The organism is [Leptolyngbya] sp. PCC 7376 (assembly GCF_000316605.1).
Lineage (GTDB): Bacteria > Cyanobacteriota > Cyanobacteriia > Cyanobacteriales > MRBY01 > MRBY01.
This window is the reverse complement of the sequence record NC_019683.1, coordinates 51,653-76,499: the sequence shown is the minus strand read 5'-3', so window position 1 is coordinate 76,499 and position 24,847 is coordinate 51,653. Positions and strand designations below refer to the sequence as shown.

Genomic DNA, 24,847 nt, shown 5'->3' with positions numbered 1-24,847 from the left:
AATAATGATCTCACAAAAAACACTCACATACTCGTTGATTCCTTTCAAAGGGATGATTTACTTGTGTTTATTGCTTGCTGGAGTTATCTATTTCAAAATATGGAAAAAGACTCCGCACAAATCATATATAGCAATGAGAAAGCTATTTGTTTTAAGTGATGGCAGATTTAATGATTGTATTAGTACTATTCAAAAAATCAGACATCCTAAATATACAAACATAATTCCAAATGGTATTCTTGGTAACTTATCTAATGAAAATATTAAAAGTATAGCTGCTCAAATAAAAAAAGATGGCTATTTTATTTCATCTCAAAAACTCGATCAGAATACTATCGATAGAATTATTTATTTTTCAAAAAATACTCCATTATCTCATCTCAAGATTTCATCTCAGGAACATCAGATATTATCAGATAAAAAGAGTCTTTTCAATTCAAAAATTCCACTTTCACCAATTTATAGGTTCAATATGCAGCAGATTTATGAAAATTCAGATTTGTTAGATTTGATATTAGATCAATCATTATTAAGTGTGGCTCAAGAATATTTAGGATGTAGTCCTGTTTTGGATTTATACTCATTGTGGTGGAGTGCTCCTTTTAATGGAAAAGGAACCTCAGAGGCAGCCCAAGAATTTCATTTCGATATGGACCACATTAAGTTCTTGAAAATCTTCATCTATTTAACAGATGTCAATACGAATAATGGACCTCATTGTTATGTCAAGAAATCTCATATAAGAAAGCCAAAATCTTTGTTGTCGGAAGGAAGAAAGTCTGATGAGTTTATTCAATCTCATTACCCAAAATCTTGTATTCATGAACTGTGTGCACCAAAAGGAACAATCATCTTTGCTGATACTAGAGGATTCCATAAAGGCAAAGCATTAAATGAAGGAAATAGACTTTTATTTCAAATTGAATTTTCCAATAGTTTATTTGGAGAAAATTACAAAAAAGTCAAATATAAACATGATTATCAGCATTCAAACTTGAATAAATTACTTAAAAAATATCCTCGCACTTACAGTCAAATATTCACTGAAGTCAGTTCTCAAAGATGATGACAAGTTTCAAAAAAAAAGTTACTGTTTTTTTGTTAAAGTCAAATTAGTTGCTCGACAACTCAATTTAAGACATTGGCTAAATATAAAATATTGGATTTTCTGCTTTTATAAAGAAAGGAAATATAAGCTTAGAATACATCCCGATGCTACGGTGAAAATCAAAGGAAAACTTTTAGTTGGGCAACGCATATCTATTGGCCAATTCTCAAAAATATTAGTAGCAGAAAATTCGACACTGATTATTAACGATGATGTCTGGATTAATGACAATTGCCACATAGAAACTTGTTCTGGTCAAGCGATCAAAATAGGTAGTAAGACGACTTTACAAAGTAGATGTCAAATCAGAGGTGATATAACTATTGGAGAAAACGTTCTTTTTGCCCCTAATGCCTTTGTTTCTTCAGGAACCCATCTTTACTCATATATTCCAAGCTTAAGTATTCGGGAACAAGATCAGCGATACCAAGAAAATCATGGCGGCATTTACTCTAAGCCTATAATCATTGGAGAGGATTGTTGGTTCGGTATTAATGTCGTTATCTTACCGGGTATTACTATTGGGAATAATTGTGTAATTGGAGCAAATTCAGTTGTCACTAAAAATATTAATACAGGTCTCGTCTCTGCTGGAGTACCAGCAAAAATAATCAAAAATAGATTTAAAGAAACTTAAATACCAAATAAAGCCGATTTCTAAATCGAATTACTATGAATCTAATTGAGACTTGTGATAATAGTGGATTTTTACAGAATACTCATCCTTTAATTATTGCCGAAATGTCTGGCAATCATAATCAATCTCTGGAAAAGGCTTTAGATATTGTCGATGCAGCAGCAGAATCAGGAGTTCAAGCTCTTAAAATCCAGACTTATACTGCCGAGACAATGACTCTCGATTGCCAAAAAGAAGATTTTTTCATTAATGATCCTAATTCTCTTTGGCATGGCCAATCTTTATATATGCTTTATCAGCAAGCCTATACTCCTTGGGAATGGCATCAACCTATTTTTAAACGCTGTCAAGAATTAGGAATAATTGGTTTTAGTACACCATTTGATGAAACATCTGTTGATTTTTTAGAATCTCTAGAAGTTCCATTTTACAAAATTGCATCTTTTGAAAATACAGATTTACCTTTAATTCGCAAAGTGGCAAGTACAGGTAAACCAATGATTATTTCTACAGGTATGGCATCCATTGCAGAACTACATGAAACAGTGAATGCAGCGCGAGAAGTTGGTTGTCAAGAATTAGTTTTGCTCAAATGCACCAGTACCTATCCTGCTACACCAGAAAATACAAATATTCTTACAATTCCACATCTTAAGGATTTATTCGATGTTCAAGTTGGTTTATCTGACCATACTTTGGGCATTGGTGTGGCGGTTGCAAGTGTCGCTTTAGGAGCAATGATGATTGAAAAACATTTCACTTTAAGCCGCACTGAAGGAGGAGTTGATTCTGCATTTTCGATGGAGCCTCATGAAATGAAGCAGCTTGTTGAGGAGACAAGGCGAGCATGGCAAGCTTTAGGCAATGTCACTTATGGTGCAACGGAAGCAGAGAGAAAATCCTTGGGATTTAGACGATCACTTTATATTGCAGAGGAGATGAAGGCAGGAGACAAATTGACTTCTCAGAATCTTCGTTGTGTTCGTCCTGGATACGGGCTAGCTCCAAAGTATTATGATCTAGTCATTAACAAAGCTGTAAATCAAGACTTACAGAAAGGTACTCCTCTGAGTTGGGATCTACTGTTATAGATATTGCTCGGTATCAATAAGTCGCAGAAATTTATGACAAGTCTAAGATCTTGGAAGCAAAAAATAAAAACCATTGCCAAACAGCATGTGAGTAATCCTGCGTATAGGGTTGTTTTGGGCACAATTAATTACAATCGTGGTTTGATTGCTCTAAATTTCAATGCAAATTTGATTTCTGCAATTTTTGAGGGTAGTAGCTTTGGTCTGATTTTTATTGCTCTACAGGTTATAGAATCTCCAGATATTTCCTCTCATTTACTGAATAACGGTTTGTTACAAGCAATTGGTGTGGCTTCATTGCTAGAACAAATGAGTCAGGGTCAGTTATTTGTTAGTTTGATTGTTTTGGCGATCGCTTTACAGTATTTAAGGAATGCTTTGGAGTATCTCGGAGCTGTATCTTCTGATTACCTTTCAGCTCGCATCCAAGCTCAGATGACTGAGAGAATTTTTCGGCATGTGATGTCTTTTAGTTTCACTTGTGCCAGTCATTATAAAGTCGGGGATTTAACAAATTATATTAATCTGGCTGCTCCAACTGTTAGAAATGAAATTTATTATTGGAATATTTTCATTGTTAACTTGATGACAGCGATCGCTCAATTAGTATTATTATTGACGATTTCACCATTCTTATCACTTGTCACAGCTGCAATTTCCGTTGGTTTGTTTGCATTACAAAGAGTTCTCATTCCTAAAATTCGTCAGACAGCTCAATCAGCAACTCAGGCTCAAGTAGGAGTAGCAAAGCACATCACTGAAAGCATCCAAGGGTTGCGAGTTATTCATACCTTTGCAACCCAAAAACGTGCAATACAGAGTCTTCATGAATTGGAAGAAAAGCTTGTCCCTCAACTCGAAGCTCAAGGGCGTTCTTTTAGGTTGATTAGACCTTTAGGGCGTGCTTTAACATTAACAAGTATTGGTTTGATTCTTTTGATTGGCTTCAGCATTTTACAAAATCAATCGGTTATGCTGTTATCTTCTCTTGTTACTTTTTTAGCTGTATTAAACCGCTTGACAACTTACTTGAATACAATCGTAAATACGTTTGGGAATATTGCCCAAAATTCTGGTGACTTCAATCGACTCGCTAAAATTTTAGACAACCAAGATAAAGAATTTATTAGAGCTGGCAATGAAACCTTTGAGGCATTACAAACAAGTATTCAATTTAAAAACATTTCACTCCAGTATGATTCAACAGAGCAATTCGCGCTAACTGACATTTCATTTGAACTACCCAAGGGTAAAGTTATTGCTTTAGTCGGGGGATCTGGTGCTGGTAAATCTTCAATTACAGATCTTCTAATCGGCCTCTATCAACCGACTACTGGTGAAATCTTAGTTGATGGTAATAATCTACAAAAATTCACCCTAGAAAGTTGGCGCTCACACTTGGGTGTCGTCAGTCAAGATACATTTATATTTAATGAAAGTATTCTGGAAAATATTCGCTACGGGAATCTCAATGCATCTGAGAAAGAAGTTAGAGACGCAGCGATAGCTGCCCAAGCAAATCAGTTCATCAACGAACTACCGGATGGATATTCCACAGTAGTAGGAGAAAGGGGTTATCGACTTTCTGGTGGACAGCGTCAGCGCTTAGCTTTAGCTCGCGCAATTCTTAGGAAATCAGACATTTTGGTTTTAGACGAAGCTACTAGTGCACTAGATAGTCATTCAGAAAAACTTGTCCAGGAAGCAATCTCACATTTAAGGGAAAACTGCACGATTATTCTTGTTGCTCATCGATTATCAACGATTAGTAGTGCCGATGAAATTTTGGTTATTGAAAAAGGCCATATCGTCGAGCAAGGAAAACACAAAGAGCTTTTGGCTTTTAAGAAACATTATTATCAATACTGGCAAAAACAATCACAATAATGACATTATCAAAGTAAATTTTGCTAATATCATGGTCACTCTAGTGGCTTAAGTATATTTTATGAAAATTCAGAATATTCTCTTTTTTAATCCCTATGGTGTTTACCCGATTCACTTTGAAACCGATTTAGAATTGATCAAAAATCACCTCTTAAAGGGAGATAAAATCACCTATTTAGTTTGCAATGGAGAGTTGCTCAGTTGCCAAGCCAACCCAGATCATCACCAATATCGTTGTAATGACTGTATTGCCAGACGAAAAAAAGGATTTAGTCTATTAGATTTAACAGATAAAGTTGATTTTTTGCCTTGGAAATATTTATCTAATGAAGACTATATTTTTATTCAAAAAGAATCAGATAATACGATTAAAACACGAGAAGAATTGACTGATTTCTCTATTAACCAATGTGATATTGGCATGTCTGTTTTATCTTCATTAATTGATGTCACAAAAGAAGCACATCCTGATATTACTGCCCAAATATTTTTCATAGAAAAAAATAGACGAATGGCGATGGAAGTGTACTTTTCCATCAAAAATCATTTATCAAACAATCAATATGATCTTTTTTATCTCTTTAATGGCAGGACATCGACAATGCGTCCAGCACTGCGAGCAGCTCAAGAACTAAAAATTCAGACTTTTGTACATGAGCGATCGGGAATCATCAACAAATATACACTGACCGAAAATGATTATCCTCACAACTTATCTATTCGAAAACATCAACTTGATTTGGCTTGGAATAATTCAGAAAAGACTCAACAAGACAAAAGAGATGTAGCATCAGTTTGGTTCCAGGCCCAAGCATCGGGAAAAGATCAAGCTTGGTTTTCTTTCACAAAAGATCAACAAGATAAACTGCCCATATCTTTTAATTCTCAAAACACTAACATTGTTATTTTCAATTCTTCCGAAAACGAAGTTGCTACTATTCCAGGTTGGAAAAATCCTTTTTATCAAGATCAAAATCAAGGCATATTAGAAATAGCAAAAAACTTAGAACCTATATCAGATCTTAGCTTGTACTTGCGAGTACACCCAAATTTAAAATACAAGGAAAATTCACAGACGAAATTTATTCAAAAGCTGAAGAATAAATTTCGTAATTTGTATATTATTGAGGCTCAGGATTCATGCAGTTCTTATAAATTATTAGCGGCTTGTGATTGCGTTATTACATTTGGATCAACAATTGGTATTGAGGCTGTTTTTCATAAAAAAACATCTATCCTAGCTGGAAAGTCAATATATGAGGATTTAGGTGCTTGTATTGTGCCCAATTCTCACGCAGAACTAATATCAATTATTCGGGGAAGAGATTTCCAGTTGAGTGACAAAGAATTAGAACAGCGAAAAGAAAATTCTCTTAAGTATGCTTACTATATGGCAACCAATGGTATTCCTTTTAAGTTTTTTCAACAAGAAAGTATTTTGGACATTAGTTACAATGGGCAATATATTACAACCAAACCATATTATCTAGTGAAAGTGGTGCGAGACTTCAGAAAAAAGTTAAATAGAATCAGAGATTTCATCTCTTAAATAATTTAGTGCTTTACCAACCAGAAATAATCACAAGATTTATATGTAGCGAGAACGTTGAGATTGAGTTTTATTTAAACTGCTAGCGATCACCTCCCAATTTTCCTCTTCAATTTTGTTGATTATCTGTTCTAATTCCTGTTGATAGGCATAGAGAGATCGCCGCAGAGCGTCTTTATTATATTGAGCCATCATTAAACCGAGTTCTGGATTGCCTCCCCCGACTCGACTAGTATCACGAAAGCCTGAGCTTGCAAGAGATTGTGCCATTTCAAGAATTTCTGGATCTTCTTCGCTCATACAAGCAGCAATTAAACTAGCACTCACAAATACAGGTAGGTGTGAAATCCATGCAACTGATTGATCATGAACTTCTGGAGAACATGAATAATAGCGGCTTTGGAGATGTTTAATAAGTTCTTGCAGTGTTGCAATTGTTTTTTGTGAGGTCGTTTCTATAGGCGTTAAGACATAAGGTGCATCAACAAATAAATCCTCAAGTGCAGCATTAATCCCTTGTTCTGCGGTACCTGCCATTGGATGTCCGCCTACAAAATTTGGCCATAATGGGGCGATCGCCTGGACGATTTCTCCTTTGACTGAGGCCACATCTGTCAAAATTGCATCGGGTTTGAGGTGAGGGATTACAGCTTTTGCTGAGTCAATCACATAATCAATTGGTGTGCACAAAAAAACGACATCAGCAGTTTTCATTAAGGCTAAATCAGTGCCTGCTTGAGCAACAATTTGACGGTCTAGGGCTGTTTGGCAAGTAGAGTCTTTTCGAGATACACCAATTACTTCTAATCCAGCTTTTTTGAAAGCGATCGCCAACGAACCACCAATCAAACCGAGTCCAACAATACCGATTTTCATACAATATGCTCCAACAACAAAAAACCCCAATACTCAGTAGTATCAGGGAAAAGTTTGTAAATTAGTTACTGATTAATAAAAACGCAACTTTCGATTACATTGCACCACGAATTTCTTCAACGATGCCATCACGGACAAGGATTTCAACATTTAGCTTTTTGACAAGGTTGTCACCTTTTTTGATTTCAAAGAAGCTTTCCATCTGACCTTGGAAGAACTCTTGCTCTAATTCAAGGGTCTGGACTTGTTGGAGTTGCTGAAGTGCTTGATTCTTTTTCTCGAGAATCTCGCTCTTCTTTTTGTTGACCTGCATCTGAATATTTTCAATTTGCTGGGCCACTTGAGGGGGCGTGGGGCTAATACTTTGCTGTTTTAGCTCATTAATTGTGCGATTACCCTGAACATCAATTTGCTCAAGCTGAGAATCAAGGTTGGTGATTTGTCCCTGCAGTTGCTGTTGGACTTCTTGCTTCCAACGGGGGGTGACGATAACTTTGAGGTTTATTGGCCGCTTTAGGGTCACAGAAAGATCTTGATTTTCGTCCATTTGAATTGTCCTAGGGTTTATAAAATTTCTGTTTCTATTACGCTTATCAACACGCAAAACATTTTCAGGTTAGCATCAATATCCGATTGCAAAGCAATTTCTTCATTGAGCTTCTGTAAAGATCTACGAAACGCGATCGCCTAGATCCCGATATTTATTTTGGCCAAGACGAGGAGATTAAGCATAAAGTTCATCAATTAGAGCTTGATATTTCTGCGTCACAATGGGACGTTTCACCTTAAGGGTTTGGGTCATCAAGCCATTCTCCATCGAGAAAGGCTCAAGAATTAACGCAAAATTTGTAATGCGATCATCCGCACGATAGCCAGGACGATTTTTCACTTCTCGGGTAATTTCAGTCTTGAATAATTTCAATACAGCCTTGCTATATAAATCAGTCTGATGCAAAGTCTCTAACGGTGTTTCAGCGCTAGGAATTTTTAGGCCTGAGTTGCTTTCAGCTGCCCATTTGTCGAGAGCTTCGAGGTTAGGCACAATTAATGCGCCTAGGGATTTTTGATCTTGGCCAACCAACATAATTTGGTCGATATAGGCGCTGCGGGCGCAGGCATCTTCAAGGGGCTGAGGTTCAATATTTTCGCCATTGCTAAGCACAATCGTATCTTTTGCACGACCAGTGAGTACGAGGTCACCTTGGGGAGTGAGCCAGCCAATATCACCACTATCGATCGAACCAACCATCTGCATCAATGGCCTTCGCTGTCGCTTCAGGTTTACGGTAGTAGCCCTGCATAATTTGAGGGCCACGGAGAAGCACTAAGCCTTTTTCGCCTTGGGATAAATTTTGACGGGTCTCAAGATCGACAATGCGAACTTCCGTACCGGGAAGTGCTGGGCCTGAGCTACCACGCACATTACGCTCTGGGCGGCGAGCATTGGTTACGGGGGACGTTTCAGTCAAGCCGTAGCCGACTAAAATCGTCACACCAACAATTTCAAAAAAGGTATCGATATGTCTTGCTAGAGAACCGCCACCGCTGACGACATAGCGGATTTTGCCACCTGTTGCTTCACGGATTTTGTTGTAGACGAGTTTCTCGCCAAGAAGATGGAAAGGTAATAGGGCGATCGCCTTAAGTTTATTAATAAACCTTTCCCCAGCAGAAACATAAAGATGATCGAGACTGAGATTTTTTGCAATGCGATTCGCGTAGACATATTTGGTGGAGAGATCGAGGAAAAAGTTGACTAACTTTTGTTTATTGGGTGGTTGCTCTCGGAAATTTTTCTGAACGCCTTCATAAATTGATTCCCAAATACGGGGGACTGCAACCATATAGGCGGGTTTATAAGCTTTGAGATCTTTTTTGATGTGGCGAATGCTCGTATAAATCTGGGTACAGCCCTGGGATAGCAAGTAGTACTCAGAGGTTCGTTCATAGGAATGCCACGTCGGTAAAATGCTCAACACTGGATCGCCAATCCGTGGCCTCATCACCGTATCGAAATTGCGCAGTTGGTAAAGCAAGTTGCCGTGGGACAGCATCACACCTTTAGGCTTGCCCGTTGTGCCTGAAGTGTAAATCAGCGTCATTAAATCGTCGGGCGATCGCCGAGCCATCGACAATTCATTGTCCGTACCCAATGCCATGAGTTGCGAGAAATTGAGGATTTTAATCTCGCTATCTGGCACATCCTCATCGGAGAGCAAAATCACCCCTCTGGGTTGCATTCCAGAAATTTCGGGGTCAAGACGTTGAAACGTTTTTAGATCTTCAACGATTAAAAATTGGCTTTCGCTATTTTCGTAGATGTAGAGCAACTCATTCTTTTCGGCCTGGGAAGAGCGCACCGCATTGACCGCACCTGTAGCGATAGTGCCTTGGTCAGCGATAAACCAGCGGGGGCTATTATCCGCAATCAAAGCCACTTTTTCGTCGGGCTGGATCCCTAACACCTGTAGTCCTGCTCCAAACTGCTGGATATTCTCCCAGAGCTGTTGGTAGGTAAACTTAGTTTCCGGCTTGCTGTGAGGATCGTACAAGGCCAAAACATCACCGTACATATCGGCGGCGATCGCCCAGACTTCTGACAAAGATTGGATTTTAGCGTAGGCGGAGTTACTCATGACAAATACTTATACAGAAAAGAAACGAAGCCGGAATCGTGGCTTTAATCTTACTTTAAGAGTTTTTGCCCCACATCACTCCCAACAGTGGACAGTTAAAAAATCGTAATGGTGTGAGATTCGCTATCAAAATTTCTTGACTTGGTTCATTAACGGCGGATTTCGGCGCAAGTTGGCGAAACGAGCAGCTTATAATAATTTTTTCGTCACACAGGAATGAATTAGGTATGAGTTCACTACAAGGTCGGGATTTGCTGAGTATTGCGGATCTGAGTTCCACAGAAATGATGGAGGTGCTCAATCTTGCAGCAGATCTTAAAGCAGGAAAAATCAAACCTACCTGCCCAAAAACCCTTGGTTTACTTTTCTATAAGGCTTCTACCCGTACTCGTGTGTCCTTCTCTGTGGCGATGTATGAACTAGGTGGCAATGTCATCGACCTCAACCCTAGTCGAACCCAAGTGGGCCGTGGCGAACCACTCAAAGATACTGCCCGCGTCCTTGACCGTTACCTTGATATTTTGGCGATTCGGACGTTTGACCAACAGGATCTCGAAGAAATTGCAGATTATGCCGATATTCCGATTGTAAATGCTCTAACTGACCTCGAACATCCCTGTCAAATGTTGGCAGATCTCCAAACGATGCAAGAAACGTTTGGCAAGCTCGATGGGTTAACGATGACCTATGTGGGTGATGGCAATAATGTGGCACACTCGATTTTGCTGGGTGGTGCGCTGGTCGGTATGAACGTCCACATTGCTACACCAAAGGATTATGAGCCGAGCGCAGAAATTGTGGCTCAAGCGAAAAAGATTGCTGGCGATCGCTCTCGGATTTTAATTACCCATGATCCTAAAGAAGCCTGCGAAAATGCCCATGCCATTTACACCGATGTGTGGGCCAGTATGGGTCAAGAAGATTTGGCGAATACTCGCATCCCAATTTTCCAACCCTATCAACTCAATAGTGACCTAATGGCTATTGCTGATAAGGAGGCAATCGCCCTCCACTGTCTCCCAGCACACCGTGGAGAAGAAATTACCGATGAGGTGATGGAAGGCAAGCAATCAAAAATTTGGGATCAGGCCGAAAACCGGATGCATGCCCAGAAAGCACTCATGGCATTACTTTTGGGTGCGGTCTAAAGTTTGCACCAAAATTCAACATTATCGCGATCCAATGCTCAAAAATTGGGTCGTTTTTTTGAGCATTGGGGCGATCACAGCTCTGAAACAACCCGTTAAAATAAACATCAGCAATAGTCGGGCGGAAAATCCTATGGCGACAAACCTACTCATCAAAGGAGAAACATCAGGTTGGAGTGTGGTTGTGCCCAGAGCCAAGCCGATGAGTCGCGACGAATTTCATGAATTTTGCATTGCAAACCGAGATTTACGCATCGAACGCACTGCCACAGGAGAAGTAATCGTTATGCCTCCCGCTTTTTCTGACACAGGTAATCGTAACTTCAATCTCGCTATGCAGTTGGGCATATGGGCAGAGAAAGATGGTACTGGTTTAGGGTTTGATTCCAGCGCTGGATTTACGTTGCCGAATGGGGCCACGCGATCGCCAGATGCTTCATGGATTCGCACAGAAAAATGGGAGGCTTTAACAGAGGAGGAAAAAGCGTCTTTTGCACCAATTTGTCCTAATTTTGTAATTGAGTTGCGCTCAAAAAGTGACACGCTCAAATCACTAAAGGAAAAGATGGTCGAGTATATCGACAATGGTGTTTCCTTGGGTTGGCTCATTGACCGAAAGAACCGATCTGTCTATATTTATCGTCCCAATCAAGAACCACAAATTCTCAAAAATCAGGAAGTGCTCAGTGGCGAACCGGAACTTAAAGGCTTCCAATTACCCATGACAAAAATCTGGTAATCCATCAAAGTTTCTGGGCATAGCGATCGCCTGTTTTCCCGACGGCAAATTGGAGAGATGATTTCACATATTGATTGCCTTGGGTAAGGAACAATACAAAAGCAAACAGCGATAATCCAGCGGCGATCGCAAACCCTCCTTGATAACCGACCGTTTGGGTAACAGTGCCGAGGAAAAAGCCAGCTGCCGCAATCCCCACATCAAATCCCCCGATACAGAGCGAATAGACTTTACCGCGCTCATTACTAGACGATCGATCCGACATCAACGCAATCATCATCGGGATTAGGGTTCCAGCACCGACCCCTTCAATTGCCCCAGCCAAAATAAACAACGGCGGCTGATCCGCATTGGCTAAACAAATCATCGTCAAGGCATAGCAGAGCAAACTGCCGCTAATAAATAATCCCCGCCCCAATTGATCTGAAGCTTTACCGATTAAAATCCGAATCGAAAAACTCGAAATCGCAGCAGCCCCATAAAACAAGCCTGTATTGAAATCGATACCCAGCTCTCGGATATGTAGCGGCAAAAACGTTACCAATGTGCCGAATACCAAGCCAATACAGAGCATGACTAAAGCTGGAATATAGAGGCTTTTTTCGGCCATCAGCTCCCGAAATTGACGGTTTGTTTCTAATTTTGGTTTATCTAGAGATAGGCGATCGCCTGGGCTCTTATCGGCAGCCGAAACTCGCGGTTTTTCCTTCGCTTGACTCGCAAAAATAAACGCCGTCATCCCACACAAAGCCGACACAGAAAAGATCACCGGATAACCGACTGTTCCGAGTAGATATCCTCCGAGCACCGGGCCAATAGACATCCCAATCGGAATCGCCAAACTCATATAACTGACAATTTCACCACGATTTTTTGCCGGCGCTAAATCCACAACCAACGCACTATAACCAGTTGTAAATGCCGCGATACTTAGGCCGTGAAAGGCTCGCCATACCATCATTTCTGGGATCGAATCAAGAAAAATATAGCCCCACGGTGCAATGCCCACCACCGCCGCGCCAATCATAATTACTAATTTGCGGCTTTTCTCATCGGCCATCTTACCCAATTGAGCGCGGGAGAGCAGAAGACCAATAGCAAAACACCCCATCACAAAACCGACCTGCTGATCCGATGCACCAAGGTCTTGGATATAAGCGGGTAATACAGGTAATAAGCTGGTCATACTGAGCCAAAATCCCAGTGCCGCTAAAAACAGAAAAGCTAAATTAACCTGCGTCTTGCGCTCTAGTTGTAAAAAAACCTTCACAACTTATCCCCTTGAATGGTGCCTTTCAATTGTAAAGGAGTGTTACAAGGCTTGAGGGAACCTCCACCGCTTGAAATGCGCTACAGTCTTAAACGACAGTCGTTGCCGCAGCCATATGGTTCTCTTTAAAGTCCCGCCTTCCTATTCGATTTCTGAAAATTTGGTGACCGCCGAAGGGTCCTATTGGAATCGTCGTAAGTTTATTCAGACAGTGATTGGGGCAGGAATTGGCGCAACGTTGATGGGCTGCCAATCGAAAGACGACCAATATGCAGAACTGAAAAAAACTCTCGATTTACCAAAGTTATCGGCAACGAAAAATAAAGCGTTTCAAGTGGGCGATCGCCCGATAACCAAAGAACTTTTTGCGGGTCAGTACAACAACTTTTATGAGTTCGGCGGCACCAAAGGCATTTGGCAGAACGCCCAAAACTTACCGACCAAACCTTGGCAAGTAGAAGTGGGTGGCTTGGTCAATAATCCTCAAACCTACGACATTGACGATCTCAAAACAAAATTTCCCCTAGAAGAAAGAATCTATCGGTTCCGGTGCGTTGAAGCATGGTCTATGGTCTTGCCTTGGACTGGCTTCCCAATGCGCGAACTCATTAAGGCAGTTAACCCCAAAAGTAACGCCAAATTTGTAAGTTTCTCTACCTACTACGACGAAAACGTCACTTATGGGCCCGGTTTTCACCTCGGTAGTTTGCCTTGGCCTTACACAGAAGGTTTGAGCATCGAAGAGATGAATAACGATCTCGCCTTTTTTGCCCTCGGTATTTATGGCCATGATTTACCGAAACAACATGGTGCGCCATTGCGGATGGTCGTGCCTTGGAAATATGGCTTTAAAGGGGCAAAATCTATCGTCAAAATTGAGTTTCTCGCCGAGCAGCCTAAAACCTATTGGAATACTCTCGATTCTCACGAATATAAATTTGAGGCCAATGTCGAACCAGATGTACCGCATCCCCGCTGGTCTCAGGCGACAGAGAAGTTTATTGGCAATAGTAGCGAGTTCAGTTGGGAAATTAAAGAGACTTTACCCTACAACGGTTATGGAGATTATGTCGGGGCGTTATATAGCTAGCGGCAGTGACCATCCTCAGGCATAATATCGGCGATCGCCACCATTGATATTGATTCTGTAGCCGTATCTTGATATGGCAGATTAGTCGCTATGGTTGAATCAATATGTCGAGAGAAAAATCATAAAGTTAATGGGGTCAAGCAGACTATTACCATTACTGTGTTTCGGCGGGCTATTGGTTGTGCTCGAAACACAAGCCACAGCACAGATCGTGGCAGCTGATGGTACTGTCGGGACAGTAGTGAGTGGAATCAGCTCTCTGGATATTACTGGCGGAACTCAACAGTCAACAGCGCTATTCCATAGTTTTTCTGAATTTTCGCCAGGGTTTGCCGACGTCACCTTTAATTTGAATATGAGTCAAAACTTGGTCGATATCGTTATCGGTCGAGTCACAGGCAACAATCCATCATTTATTGATAGCAACCTGATATTGACTGGTGGTAACAATCCAGATTTATATCTGCTAAATCCAAATGGTATTACCTTCGGCCCAAGTGCAAGCTTAAGCTTACCCGGCTCCTTCATCGCAACGACGGCCGATAGTCTTGTCTTTAGGAATAATCTAGAGTTCAGTGCAGCGACAGCTAACCCAGCTCCACTATTGACAATTTCAACGCCAATGGGATTACAGCTAGGAACAAATCCCGGCGAGATTTTTATTGATGATGGCGTTTTAGAAATTGGCTCTGGACAAACTATCGGTTTTGTCGGAGGAACGGTCACCCTTGATGCAGGAGTACTGGAGGCATCAGAAGGTCGAGTCGAACTCTTTGCCGCCGCCAATGCCTTTGTGCCCCTAACAATGGCCAATAATCAACAAGCCTTGGGTACCCAACCAACCGTCGGCGAGTGGCGTGATATTACGCTGCAAAATGATTCTGATATTTTTAATCGCGGTAATGGTGGCGGTGCTGTCCAGATCCAAGGTCGAAATATCACCTTAAAAGAGCAATCAAGTATCCGCGTTATTAATGACGGGGCGATCGCCGCTGATGATATCAGTATTTATGGGTCTGAACAAGTATTGCTTACCGATGAAAATACCTCTGGGAGCGAAAGTCTAATTTTTAGTGAGGTTGATGATGATGCCACAGCCGGAGGAGAAGGAGCTGATATCAATATTTTCACGGAACGTCTACTCGTCCGCGATGGAGCATCCATCTTCTCGCAGACAGAAAGCGTTGGTACAGGCGGCAGTATCAATATCGATGCAGATTACGTCGAAGTCAGTGGACAGGGAGTCGCTGATGGTTTTAGTTCCATTCGCTCAGAAGTTGACGATGAAGTTGGTGCAACGGGTCGAGGTGGCGATGTCATCATCAATACGCAAACATTCTTAGCTGATGGAGCTGTTTTGGGAGCAGAATCTGAAGGTCCAGGGGACGCCGGAGACTTTAGACTTACGGCAACAGGAGATGTCATCCTACGTGGAGTTCAAGCGGATGGTTTAGGGACAATTCTTACCCTTGAAACAGAAGAAAGTGGCGCTGGGGGCAACCTATTCTTGCAAGCAGATCGGCTTTTCCTCATGGATGGCGCTCTCATTGATGTAGATACAGAAAACACTGGACAGGGCGGCAACATTCAGATTGGAGCGAGCCTAGTTTCCTTGTCCGGCATCAATGATCGCGGTTTTGGTAGTGCTATCACCACAGAAGTCGATCCAGATGCTTTGGCGATCGCCCAGGGCGGAGATATTTTTATTGACGCAGAACGCTTGGAGTTGAGAGACGGCTCTGTAATCAATTCATCTGCACGGGCAGCAGGCACGGCTGGCAATGTTTTGATTAATGCTCAAACGGTTGAACTAGATGGCGCCATTGAGTCACTGCGAGGAACTGCCTCAATTAAATCTGGTGTGATTGGCAATGTGGCGGGAACAGGAGGGGGGATTACGCTAAACACAAACACATTAACCCTACAAAATGGTGCAATCATTGATGCTGCAACGGAAGGCTCAGGCAATGGCGGCAGTATCGATGTGCAGGCACAGACAATCAATATTAGTGGCCAAACTCTAATGGGTAACCGTGGTGGTTTCACCACAGCAGTTCGTACTGGAGCAACGGGTCAAGCGGGTCAAATTAGAGTCCAAACCAATGATTTAACTCTACAAGGTGGTGATATTACAGCGAGTACGGCTGGCGGCAATAATGCAGGGCAAATCGAGATTACGGCAACCGGTTTAGTCAAAGTTTCAGAGACGGGAACCATTCAAAGTCAAGCGTTACCAGGGTCAATTGGCAATGGTGGTGATATTAACTTGAGTGCTGGTGAATTAACGCTGACTGATGCCAAGATTACTGCCAATAATTTATCTAGTGGAGGGTCTGCCGGAGATGTGGCGATCGCCGTCCCAACAAGAGTGACATTAGAGAGAGGACAGATCACAGCACTTGCAAATGATGGAGATGGTAGTGATCTCACAGTGAATGCGGGTGAAGCTTTGCTTTTAAGAGATAACAGTTTGCTATCGACAGCGACCCGTAATGGTAACGCTGGTGATATTAATTTGACAGCACCGTTAATAGTTGGTTTGCCTTTAGAAAATACTGACATTGTCGCTCAGTCATTAACTGGAAATGATGGTCGCATTAGCATTACGACACAGGGCTTATTCGGCCTTAGGTTTCGTCCTCAACAAACCCCTAAAAGTGACATTGTCCCCGGTGCTGAATTAGGAGGGAGCCTCGGATTTGGAGTGAGTGGCATTGTAGAAATTAATAGCTCTAAAGGAGAACAAAATATATTTTGGATCGCCTTGCTCAATAGGTTAAAGGCTCCAGATAAAGAAATCTCCTATACTTGCGACAACAGTAAGGGCAATACTTTTACTATCACTGGACGTGGAGGTCTTCCACCAAGCCCTGTCGGAACATTGATTCAAAATCGCCACTTCTGGATCGATATGCGTACCGTCTCTTTTGAGAATAATGGTGACGCTAAAATACCCTCTCTTTCTTCCGACCAACCGGTAACACAACCTCTAACTGCCACCAATGGCTGGCATCGAACTAATGCTAGCGACATTGAATTAATTTCAACAGCCGCTAAACCTCCGATATTGACGAGTAATGCAACTTGTTCTGGGTTCGCTTCAATTTCTCGATAAACAAACTGTTCCTCTCTCCTTGGCGATCGCCTCGTTTTTAATGATCGCGATATTATTCAAACTCTTGGGGCATATAGCCAGTGATCATCATGAATTTATAAACGAGGGTGCTAATTTACAAAAAAATCTCCCATTGACATGAATTCCACGCAAAATGGTAATTAGATAAGAAATAATTCGGTATTTCCTGCTACTTTTTATTGACTGATTTTAAAGGCATTAAGAAGAATTAGGTTCTTAGCTGCTCCATATACCGACTAGGCGGTTGTAATTTTGCCACTTTCCATCCAAAAATTTTGGCGATCGCTCCCGTTGCGGACAGTATTGGTTGTGCCGTTTGTACTACAGATTATGGGTACAGTCGGAGTTGTAGGGTGGCTATCTTTTCGGACTGGTCAGAAAACCGTTAATGAATTATCAACACAGCTCACCTCAGAAATCACATTTCGGATTGAGGAGCGGTTGCAGAGTTATTTATCGATTCCCCATCAGATTAATCGGTTAAATGCAGACGCAGTGCGTTTGGGAATTCTTGACCCAAATAATGTCGAGCAATTAGAAAAAACTTTTTGGCGACAAATGCAACAATTTGAGCCTGCCACCTATATTTACTTTGGCTCACCAAAACCTGAGTTTGTTGGTGCAGGAGAAGAAAACAGTGGTATTACCCTTGGCTATTCAAATTCGGCACCACCGGATAAATCCTTTGATACCTATACGACAGATGCCTTAGGTAATCGGTTAGCGTTGCAGAGTTCAGTGCCAGGCTATGAGATGCTGGGACGTCCTTGGTACACAACGGCGATCGCCGAAAAACAACCAGTATGGGGAGACCCTTATCTTTGGTATGCCCCCTACCCAAACTTAGCATTGCCAGCGGTGACAGCCGTTTATACACCAGAGTTACAGGGAGTATTTGCAGTCGATTTCTCACTATCGGATATTAGTGATTTTTTACGGCAAATCCGCGTTGGCAAAACAGGTCAGACTTTCATCCTAGAAAAAAATGGCCTGTTAATCGCGAACTCTGGGGAAGCAGCAGCCTTTCGGGAAACTGACGAAAATGTCGAACGAATTTTAGGGACAGAAAGCGACAATCCACTGATTCGCAGTACCAGTGAATATCTCAACGCAAATTTTACAGATCTCAATCAGATTAGCTCGGTAGAACAGCTCGATTTTCAGCAGGATAATCGCAAACAATTGGTGCGAGTCAGTCCATATCGCGATGAGTTTGGGTTGGATTGGCTCATTGTGGTGGTCATCCCTGAAGCGGACTTTATGACGCAAATCTATGCGAATGCCTATCAAACGGTAATTTTATGGACGATCGCCCTGTGTGTCGCTTTGGCGTTGGGAGTGCTCACCAGTCGTTGGGTACTGGCGCCGATTTTACGGTTAAACAAAGTGACCCAAGGGTTAGCCCATGGCGAGTGGGAACAAGATATTAAGAGCGATCGCCAGGATGAATTAGGGCAGCTCACCGAGGCGATCGCCCAGATGGCAGAGCAATTACAAAGCGCTTTTACGGACCTTGAAGACCGGGTCAATCAACGTACTGCAGATCTCGCCCAATCCAATGAAGCGTTACTCGAAGCAAAGGAAAAAGCAGAAGTTGCAAACGAAGCGAAAAGCAAATTTCTCGCCAATATGAACCATGAATTGCGGACACCTCTCAATGCAATTTTAGGATTTGTGCAAGTTTTACAGCGATCGCCTAATCTGAACAGCGAGCAACAGAAAAACCTCGACATTATGCAGCGCAGTGGCGAGCATCTGCTGGATTTGATCCATGTGATTTTAGATATGTCGAAGATCGAAGCAGGTGGCATGGCACTCGCTCCTGAGCCAACAGATCTACGCCAACTGTGCCATGACCTCAGCAATCTATTTTTGATTCAGACCCAGGCTAAAAATCTAACGTTCGCGCTAAATTTACCACCCAGTCTCCCAAAATTTGTCCACGCGGATCGCCACAAGTTACGGCAGGTTTTAATTAACTTACTGAGCAATGCGTTCAAATTTACGACAGCGGGCTCTGTTTGTCTCACCATTACGGAGATCGTCAGCCAACCCAAGGAGATCACTTTAGAATTTACAATTGCCGATAGCGGTATTGGCATCCCTAAATCTGAGCAAATCAAAATTTTTGAGCCTTTCCAGCAAACTGATTCTGGAAAGCAATTGGCTGGGGGGTCAGGCTTAGGACTGACTATTTCACGCGAGTTTGTACGCATCATGGGCGGCGAAATTTCCCTAGAAAGTACCGTGATGGTCGGCTCAACATTTTCTTTTGAACTTAGCTTCCCGATTGTCGAGGAAGAGGCGATCGCCCCAACAAAAATCGTTGATCAAGTCCCAGCTTCAAGTCAGGCTCAATACAAAATTTTGATCGTCGATGACAGTCGGATTAATCGTCTACTCTTTACAAAATTATTGAAGCCCTACCAATTCCAAGTAGCAGAAGCAGCTGATGGTCGTGAGGCGATCGCCCAATGGCAAGACTGGCAGCCCCATTTGATTTTTATGGACTGGTTAATGCCGGTCATGGACGGCAAAGATGCCATCACTGCCATCCGTAAAAAAGAAGAGGGTGATGAGGCAATCATTATTGCTTGTACTGCCAGCCTCCAACTTGATGAAATATCGAGCTTCATTGACCATGGCTTTGATGATGTCCTTGGTAAACCATTCCATGCCAACGATGTTTTCCAAATCCTTAAAACCTATTTAGGGATCGACCTTATTGATGTAGAGCAACCAGAACTCTCAGACTCAGACTAATTTTTTCACCTATCACACAATAAAGTCACAGGCCATCGCCAATCCATGCAATTCAGAACAAGAGCTTAAACAGCAGGGCAACGTTGCCCCCAACCTTCATAAAGTTCTTCTGCATAGAACATAATGTCTTCGTTATCGAGATGAACCTTAGACTTTGCCATTGGGTATAAACTTTCAAGGCATTCTGTATCTTGCTGAACCACAATTGATGCTGCGTTGAGTAACGAATCTTGCATCACAGCTTTTAACTCTGGCTGACTAAATTTAGCGTAGAGCAAAATAAAAGTTTTCGTTTGATTTTCCGTTTCAGGGTAGAGCACATGGCCTTGATATGTCTGCACCTCAGGAGACTGCAAACAGAAAAACTGTGTAGACGGAAAAACATATTCCAAAAAATTATGCATCACCTCTGGAATTGCCCCTAACATCGGATTGGTGGCAATCTCCTCTGGCGTATAGTGATCCTTTTCGACTGTTTGTGCCACCTTTGCGTAAATGTCATTTTTTTCGACAAATTTAGATTGACAAGACTTACATTTAAAAAATTCTCGATGCGTGCCATTTTGATGATTGTGATCGTAATTAATCATCAAACTGCGGAGAAATTCACTCTGAATACTTTTCTCTGCTGTCACCCCTAGAAATTCATATTCTGATGCCACTTGGCGATGCAATTTAGGCACTGGCAACTTCGGCTCAAAGCCACCATAAGTCCAAATCAAATCACCATCAATAATCAACTCCAGAGTTTCGCTGATGGGCGCTTTCCCAAATTCACCATCTCGCCATAAACGACCCACACCATCAAATTCCAACGCATGGAATGGACAGGTGATCGTATTGCGTTCCTCACAAATCCAACCATTCGATAACGGGGCTTGCATATGGGGACAAATATTATTTAGCCCAAAAATCTCGCCAGCAGCATTTTGCCAAAGGACATAATCTTGACCATTCAGGGTGAGCTTGTAGGGACAATTAATACCTAGCATCGATCGATGGGCAACCAACCAAGGTGCACCGGGAAGAATAGCTTGCATACTTTCCATCTATCTAATTAAACACTCGTTTAGCTAATTAAACATATGTTTAATTAGCTCGTCAAGGGTGTTCAATGGCAGCAAAGCTTAGGCTATAGGGAGTAAATCTCGTTCGCTAGCTAAATCTATCTATGCCAAAACCGCCTCGCTCTGTCTCAAAAAAACAAAAGCAAAGTCGTAATCCAGAAGCCACAAAAGCAAAGATTTTGGCGGCGGCAACTGAAGAGTTTGCGCAGTACGGTTTATCGGGTGCCCGCACTGGGGCGATCGCCAGTCGCAGCGGTATCACAAAAGCAATGCTCTGCTATTACTTTCAAAATAAAGAGACCTTGTATCGGCGGGTTTTGCAGGGGTTGGTGGACGATATTAATCAGGCTTTTCAGCCCATCAACTGGGAAGCACTCTCGCCACGACAGGCCTTAGAAGCAGTCGCCCGTAGCTATATCACTTTTGAAATTAGCAATCGACACCATGGCATGTTGTGGTTTCAAGAGGCGATTCAAAACCAAGGCCGTTATGGCGCAGAAACAGGTTGGCAATCAGGTTTTCACGATATTGTCGATATTTTGGAGCGAGGCATCGCAACAGGAGAATTTCGCCCCCTGGATCCATTCCTGACAGCTATTAATATTTTGGGGGTCTGCTCGTTTTATTTTGATGCCCATGAAAATCTGAAGTATCTCGACGCTGAGAAAAATCTCCTCAGTGCAGAAATGGTAGAGCAGCAAACTGAAGCGGCTATCGAGTTTATTCTTGCAGGTGTCACACTTTAAGCAAGGCTTCTTGCAATAGGGCGATCGCCAACCGTCTTTGAGGGGACAAATTACGGTAAATTAAATCTCTGTCCCATTCTCGAAACCGATGCAAATTGCTACTTGGAACGTCAATTCTGTCCGCTCTCGCAAAGACCATGCCGTGCAGTGGCTCCAGAAAAATGAGATCGATATTCTTTGCCTCCAAGAGACCAAAGTAGTCGAGCCAGACTTTCCTCGCAAACCCTTTGAAGATATCGGCTACCACACCTACGTTTCAGGCCAAAAATCCTATAATGGTGTCTCTTTATTTAGCCGTGAACCTCTCGAAGAAGTATCGATGGGATTTGCGCCAATTGTTGGGGAAGAGTTAGCGGGTGATTTTGACGAACAAAAACGAGTGATCACTGGCGTAATTGGGGATTTGCGGGTGCTGAATCTCTATGTGCCGAATGGTTCGTCAGTGGGTAGCGAAAAATACGAGTACAAAATGGGTTGGTTTGAAGTACTCAAAACCTACGTCAAAACCCTTTTAGAAGAAGGGCGAGAAATGTTGATTTGTGGGGATTTTAATATTGCCCTAGAGGAACGGGATATCTACGCACCAAAAAAAGAAAATCACATTATGTATTCCGCCCCTGAGAAGGAAACTTTGCGGGAAGTGTTGGCCTTAGGCGAGTTTGCGGATGCCTTTCGGAAGGTGAACCAAGAGGAAGATCAATTTAGCTGGTGGGATTATCGGACACGGGCATTTAATACTAATCGCGGTTGGCGCATTGACCATATTTATCTCACGCCAAAATCTTACGAAGCAGCAAAGAATTGCTGGATTGATCGCGAACCCCGTGGCTGGGAAAAACCCAGTGACCACACTCCCGTAATTGTTGAGCTCTAGGGAAACAGTATGGAAAATTTAGTTCTGCGTAATCAGGAATTCCGGTGGGGCGATCGCACCTATGTGATGGGAATTCTCAATGTCACTCCAGACAGCTTTAGTGATGGCGGACAGTTTAACTCAGTTGATACAGCCCTTGCTCAAGCTGTCAAAATGGTTGAGGCGGGTGTTGATATTCTCGATATTGGTGGACAGTCAACTCGTCCTGGTGCGGCTCAAATTTCCGTGGCAGAAGAGCTAAATCGAACCATCCCAGTGATTCAGGCGATTCGCCAACAATTCGATACGGTCATCTCCATCGATACCACTCGCTCTGAAGTCGCAAAACGGGCGATCGCCGCAGGAGCAGACATCATTAATGACATCTCTGGGGCAACCTTTGATGAACAAATGTTGTTTGCGGTAAAAGCATTGAATGTTCCAATTATTTTGATGCACATTCGGGGCACACCAGAGACGATGCAATCACTCACGGATTACGACAACCTCATTGCGGATCTCAAAACTTTTTTCGAAGGGCGGATTCAGACAGCAAAAGATCTGGGCATTCGAGACGATCAAATCATCCTCGATCCGGGCATTGGTTTCGCCAAAACAGCCATGCAAAACTATGATCTGATCCGCCAACAGCAGGATTTCCGGGAGATGGGCTACCCGCTATTAGTGGGCCCGTCTCGCAAAAGTTTTATTGGCCATGTCCTCAACCAAAAAGATCCACAAAAACGTGTTTGGGGAACTGCTGCGGCCTGTGCTGGGGCGATCGCCTTCGGTGCAGATATTCTGCGAGTACATGATGTGCCAGAAATGATCGATGTCTGCAAAATTAGTGATGCCATTTGGCGACCACAATCTAAGACGTAATCACCAACATTTCATTGCCACCTTTCTGAAATTCATAGCTGACAGTTTCAATTCGCACTTGGAAATTTTGCTGCTTTAACTGCTCAATGACTGGCGCAACATGGGGAGAGCGATCACCCATTAGATTGAGCAATGGAAATATCCTCACCTCTGCAGCCACTCGCAATAACTCCTCCACTGAAGCAAGATGAAACGCCAGTGAAAGCTTATCGGCATAAAGGAATAAAAAATGGGAGCACAAACACAGCTCAAATTGCCTATCGGCAAAACCTAACTCTGGCAAACTCTGAGCTTGATAACGCCCCTCTTTTTTACCTTGGTCATAATCCACCAAAAACCTTTCCATTGCCTGTAATCTCGCTGCGCCTAATTCATCAGCATCCACAAAATTTTTCCAAACAAATCGCTCCGATTGCTCTGCCACCTGCGAGATAACCGTGTCATAAACTGCTTCAACTCGCTGCCGAATTTGCGCATCCGAAAACTGATACACCGGATCAACAGAAATCACCTTATGCCCTTGCTGAAACATCTCTGCGTTAAAACTGCCAGGCCCATCACCACATCCCAAAATAGACTTGTTTAAATCAGTCTCTGACAGATTAAACATGGCTTGATACTCAGCAAAGTTTCGACCCCATGGAATAACATTTTCGAGTTTCATAGAGTCATACTCCAACAGTTCTCCAGGATTATAGAGAATCAAACCAACTAGAGGCGATCGCCCTCATTTCTGCAAACAGCAATGCTCCCGTTGAAGATAAAACAAGATATCAATGCTCATCCGAAAAATATGATTAGAGCAATTCAAGACTGTTTATTTTTGTATCGCAACATCGAAGTGACTGTCCCTATCTCCTTGGCGATCGCCCATAAGAACTTACACCAAGGACTATTAAATGACATTGTCTTGTCAAAACAGTACCAACTCACTCGCTACTATTGGGGCTCCTCTGACCTAAATCGTGTCAGATTTTTCGGGCCTAAATCCAGACGACAATTTTGCTTCCACTTCTACGGCAAACTCTCTGGCAACAGCCATGAAACCAAGTTCGCCGGAACCATGCGATTACGCAACCTCGACTTTTATCAAGTTGCCTGTGCCGCCTTATTTCTGATTGTCTTTCTATCCACCCTGATGAAATGGGCCGCAATTTCACCACTCACCATGTTCCTAGGCTTTCTCTACAGCATGACCCAATGGCATCTTGCGTTTTATCAAAAAGAGTACCAACATCTTCTCACCAGCCTCATCAAAGGCGATCGCCCAAAACTTCCTTAAATGCCAACAATATTAAAGGTTCAATCCGTTAGAGCAAAATAAGTGGCGATCGTCACTACCATCACTGACAAGAACGAATCACATCAC

At 42.5% G+C, this 24,847-nt stretch carries 19 protein-coding genes and 1 pseudogene; 14 read left to right on the top strand and 6 right to left on the bottom strand.

All coding sequences use genetic code 11. The features are described from left to right. The first annotated feature begins 61 nt into the window (after window positions 1-61). The 5 genes from LEPTO7376_RS00350 (at window position 62) to LEPTO7376_RS00330 (ending at window position 6,272) form a co-directional block, all read left to right on the top strand. Entirely contained in the window at window positions 62-1,066 is a 1,005-nt protein-coding gene (locus LEPTO7376_RS00350; protein ID WP_216700273.1) for a phytanoyl-CoA dioxygenase family protein, read from the top strand. Window positions 1,067-1,220: 154 nt separating this feature from the next. Further along, entirely contained in the window at window positions 1,221-1,745 is a 525-nt protein-coding gene (locus tag LEPTO7376_RS00345; protein ID WP_015132312.1) for a DapH/DapD/GlmU-related protein, read from the top strand. Between the two features lie 35 nt (window positions 1,746-1,780). Next, window positions 1,781-2,836 carry a pseudaminic acid synthase gene (pseI, locus tag LEPTO7376_RS00340; RefSeq protein WP_015132311.1) on the top strand — a complete coding sequence of 352 codons (1,056 nt, stop codon included), beginning with the start codon at window positions 1,781-1,783 and terminating at the stop codon, window positions 2,834-2,836. Between the two features lie 33 nt (window positions 2,837-2,869). Beyond that, window positions 2,870-4,723, top strand: coding sequence for an ABC transporter ATP-binding protein (locus tag LEPTO7376_RS00335; RefSeq protein ID WP_015132310.1), 1,854 nt, complete (start codon window positions 2,870-2,872; stop codon window positions 4,721-4,723). Between the two features lie 61 nt (window positions 4,724-4,784). Next, entirely contained in the window at window positions 4,785-6,272 is a 1,488-nt protein-coding gene (locus LEPTO7376_RS00330) for a hypothetical protein (RefSeq protein ID WP_015132309.1), read from the top strand. Window positions 6,273-6,311: 39 nt separating this feature from the next. Here LEPTO7376_RS00330 and LEPTO7376_RS00325 read toward each other — a convergent pair whose 3' ends face one another. The 3 genes and pseudogenes from LEPTO7376_RS00325 to LEPTO7376_RS00315 form a co-directional block, all read right to left on the bottom strand. Further along, window positions 6,312-7,148, bottom strand: a complete 837-nt coding sequence (locus tag LEPTO7376_RS00325; RefSeq protein WP_015132308.1) for a prephenate/arogenate dehydrogenase — start codon at window positions 7,146-7,148, stop codon at window positions 6,312-6,314. Window positions 7,149-7,242: 94 nt separating this feature from the next. Then, entirely contained in the window at window positions 7,243-7,695 is a 453-nt protein-coding gene (locus tag LEPTO7376_RS00320) for a YlqD family protein (RefSeq protein ID WP_015132307.1), read from the bottom strand. A 177-nt stretch (window positions 7,696-7,872) separates the two neighbouring features. Then, window positions 7,873-9,784 (bottom strand): annotated as a pseudogene (locus LEPTO7376_RS00315) (AMP-dependent synthetase/ligase). A gap of 227 nt (window positions 9,785-10,011) precedes the next feature. Between LEPTO7376_RS00315 and argF the strand changes: the two are divergent. Further along, window positions 10,012-10,932, top strand: a complete 921-nt coding sequence (gene argF, locus LEPTO7376_RS00310) for an ornithine carbamoyltransferase (protein WP_015132306.1) — start codon at window positions 10,012-10,014, stop codon at window positions 10,930-10,932. A 133-nt stretch (window positions 10,933-11,065) separates the two neighbouring features. After that, a complete protein-coding gene (locus LEPTO7376_RS00305; protein WP_041764543.1) occupies window positions 11,066-11,671 on the top strand; it encodes a Uma2 family endonuclease in 606 nt (201 codons plus the stop codon). A gap of 4 nt (window positions 11,672-11,675) precedes the next feature. Here the strand turns inward: LEPTO7376_RS00305 and LEPTO7376_RS00300 are convergent, their stop codons facing one another. Then, window positions 11,676-12,941, bottom strand: a complete 1,266-nt coding sequence (locus LEPTO7376_RS00300) for an MFS transporter (protein WP_015132304.1) — start codon at window positions 12,939-12,941, stop codon at window positions 11,676-11,678. A gap of 115 nt (window positions 12,942-13,056) precedes the next feature. On the opposite strand from LEPTO7376_RS00300, the gene msrP reads away from it, so the two are divergent. From msrP to LEPTO7376_RS00285, 3 genes are all read left to right on the top strand, one after another. Next, the gene (gene msrP, locus LEPTO7376_RS00295; RefSeq protein WP_015132303.1) at window positions 13,057-14,031 is read left to right on the top strand and encodes a protein-methionine-sulfoxide reductase catalytic subunit MsrP; all 975 of its coding nucleotides are present in this window, start codon (window positions 13,057-13,059) and stop codon (window positions 14,029-14,031) included. Window positions 14,032-14,161: 130 nt separating this feature from the next. Further along, on the top strand, window positions 14,162-17,146 hold the full coding sequence (locus LEPTO7376_RS00290; protein WP_083891021.1) for a filamentous hemagglutinin N-terminal domain-containing protein: 2,985 nt from the start codon (window positions 14,162-14,164) through the stop codon (window positions 17,144-17,146). Window positions 17,147-17,419: 273 nt separating this feature from the next. After that, on the top strand, window positions 17,420-19,930 hold the full coding sequence (locus LEPTO7376_RS00285) for an ATP-binding protein (protein ID WP_160148346.1): 2,511 nt from the start codon (window positions 17,420-17,422) through the stop codon (window positions 19,928-19,930). A gap of 65 nt (window positions 19,931-19,995) precedes the next feature. Here LEPTO7376_RS00285 and LEPTO7376_RS00280 read toward each other — a convergent pair whose 3' ends face one another. Then, window positions 19,996-20,970 carry a Rieske 2Fe-2S domain-containing protein gene (locus tag LEPTO7376_RS00280; protein ID WP_041763040.1) on the bottom strand — a complete coding sequence of 325 codons (975 nt, stop codon included), beginning with the start codon at window positions 20,968-20,970 and terminating at the stop codon, window positions 19,996-19,998. A gap of 131 nt (window positions 20,971-21,101) precedes the next feature. Here LEPTO7376_RS00280 and LEPTO7376_RS00275 point away from each other — a divergent pair, with 131 nt between their 5' ends. The 3 genes from LEPTO7376_RS00275 (at window position 21,102) to folP (ending at window position 23,478) form a co-directional block, all read left to right on the top strand. Beyond that, a complete protein-coding gene (locus LEPTO7376_RS00275; RefSeq protein WP_015132299.1) occupies window positions 21,102-21,743 on the top strand; it encodes a TetR/AcrR family transcriptional regulator in 642 nt (213 codons plus the stop codon). Window positions 21,744-21,831: 88 nt separating this feature from the next. After that, window positions 21,832-22,617: an exodeoxyribonuclease III gene (gene xth, locus LEPTO7376_RS00270; RefSeq protein WP_015132298.1), complete on the top strand. Its 786-nt coding sequence runs from the start codon at window positions 21,832-21,834 to the stop codon at window positions 22,615-22,617. Between the two features lie 9 nt (window positions 22,618-22,626). Next, a complete protein-coding gene (gene folP, locus LEPTO7376_RS00265) occupies window positions 22,627-23,478 on the top strand; it encodes a dihydropteroate synthase (RefSeq protein WP_015132297.1) in 852 nt (283 codons plus the stop codon). On the opposite strand, the gene LEPTO7376_RS00260 is transcribed toward folP, so the two are convergent. Further along, complete coding sequence (locus LEPTO7376_RS00260) at window positions 23,468-24,142, bottom strand: hypothetical protein (protein WP_015132296.1); 675 nt, start codon at window positions 24,140-24,142, stop codon at window positions 23,468-23,470. The two genes, folP and LEPTO7376_RS00260, sit on opposite strands and share 11 nt — an antisense overlap. Before the next feature lie 129 nt (window positions 24,143-24,271). On the opposite strand from LEPTO7376_RS00260, the gene LEPTO7376_RS00255 reads away from it, so the two are divergent. Next, window positions 24,272-24,760 (top strand): hypothetical protein, encoded by a 489-nt coding sequence (locus tag LEPTO7376_RS00255; protein WP_160148345.1) that lies wholly within the window; start codon window positions 24,272-24,274, stop codon window positions 24,758-24,760. The last annotated feature ends 87 nt before the right edge of the window (window positions 24,761-24,847 follow it).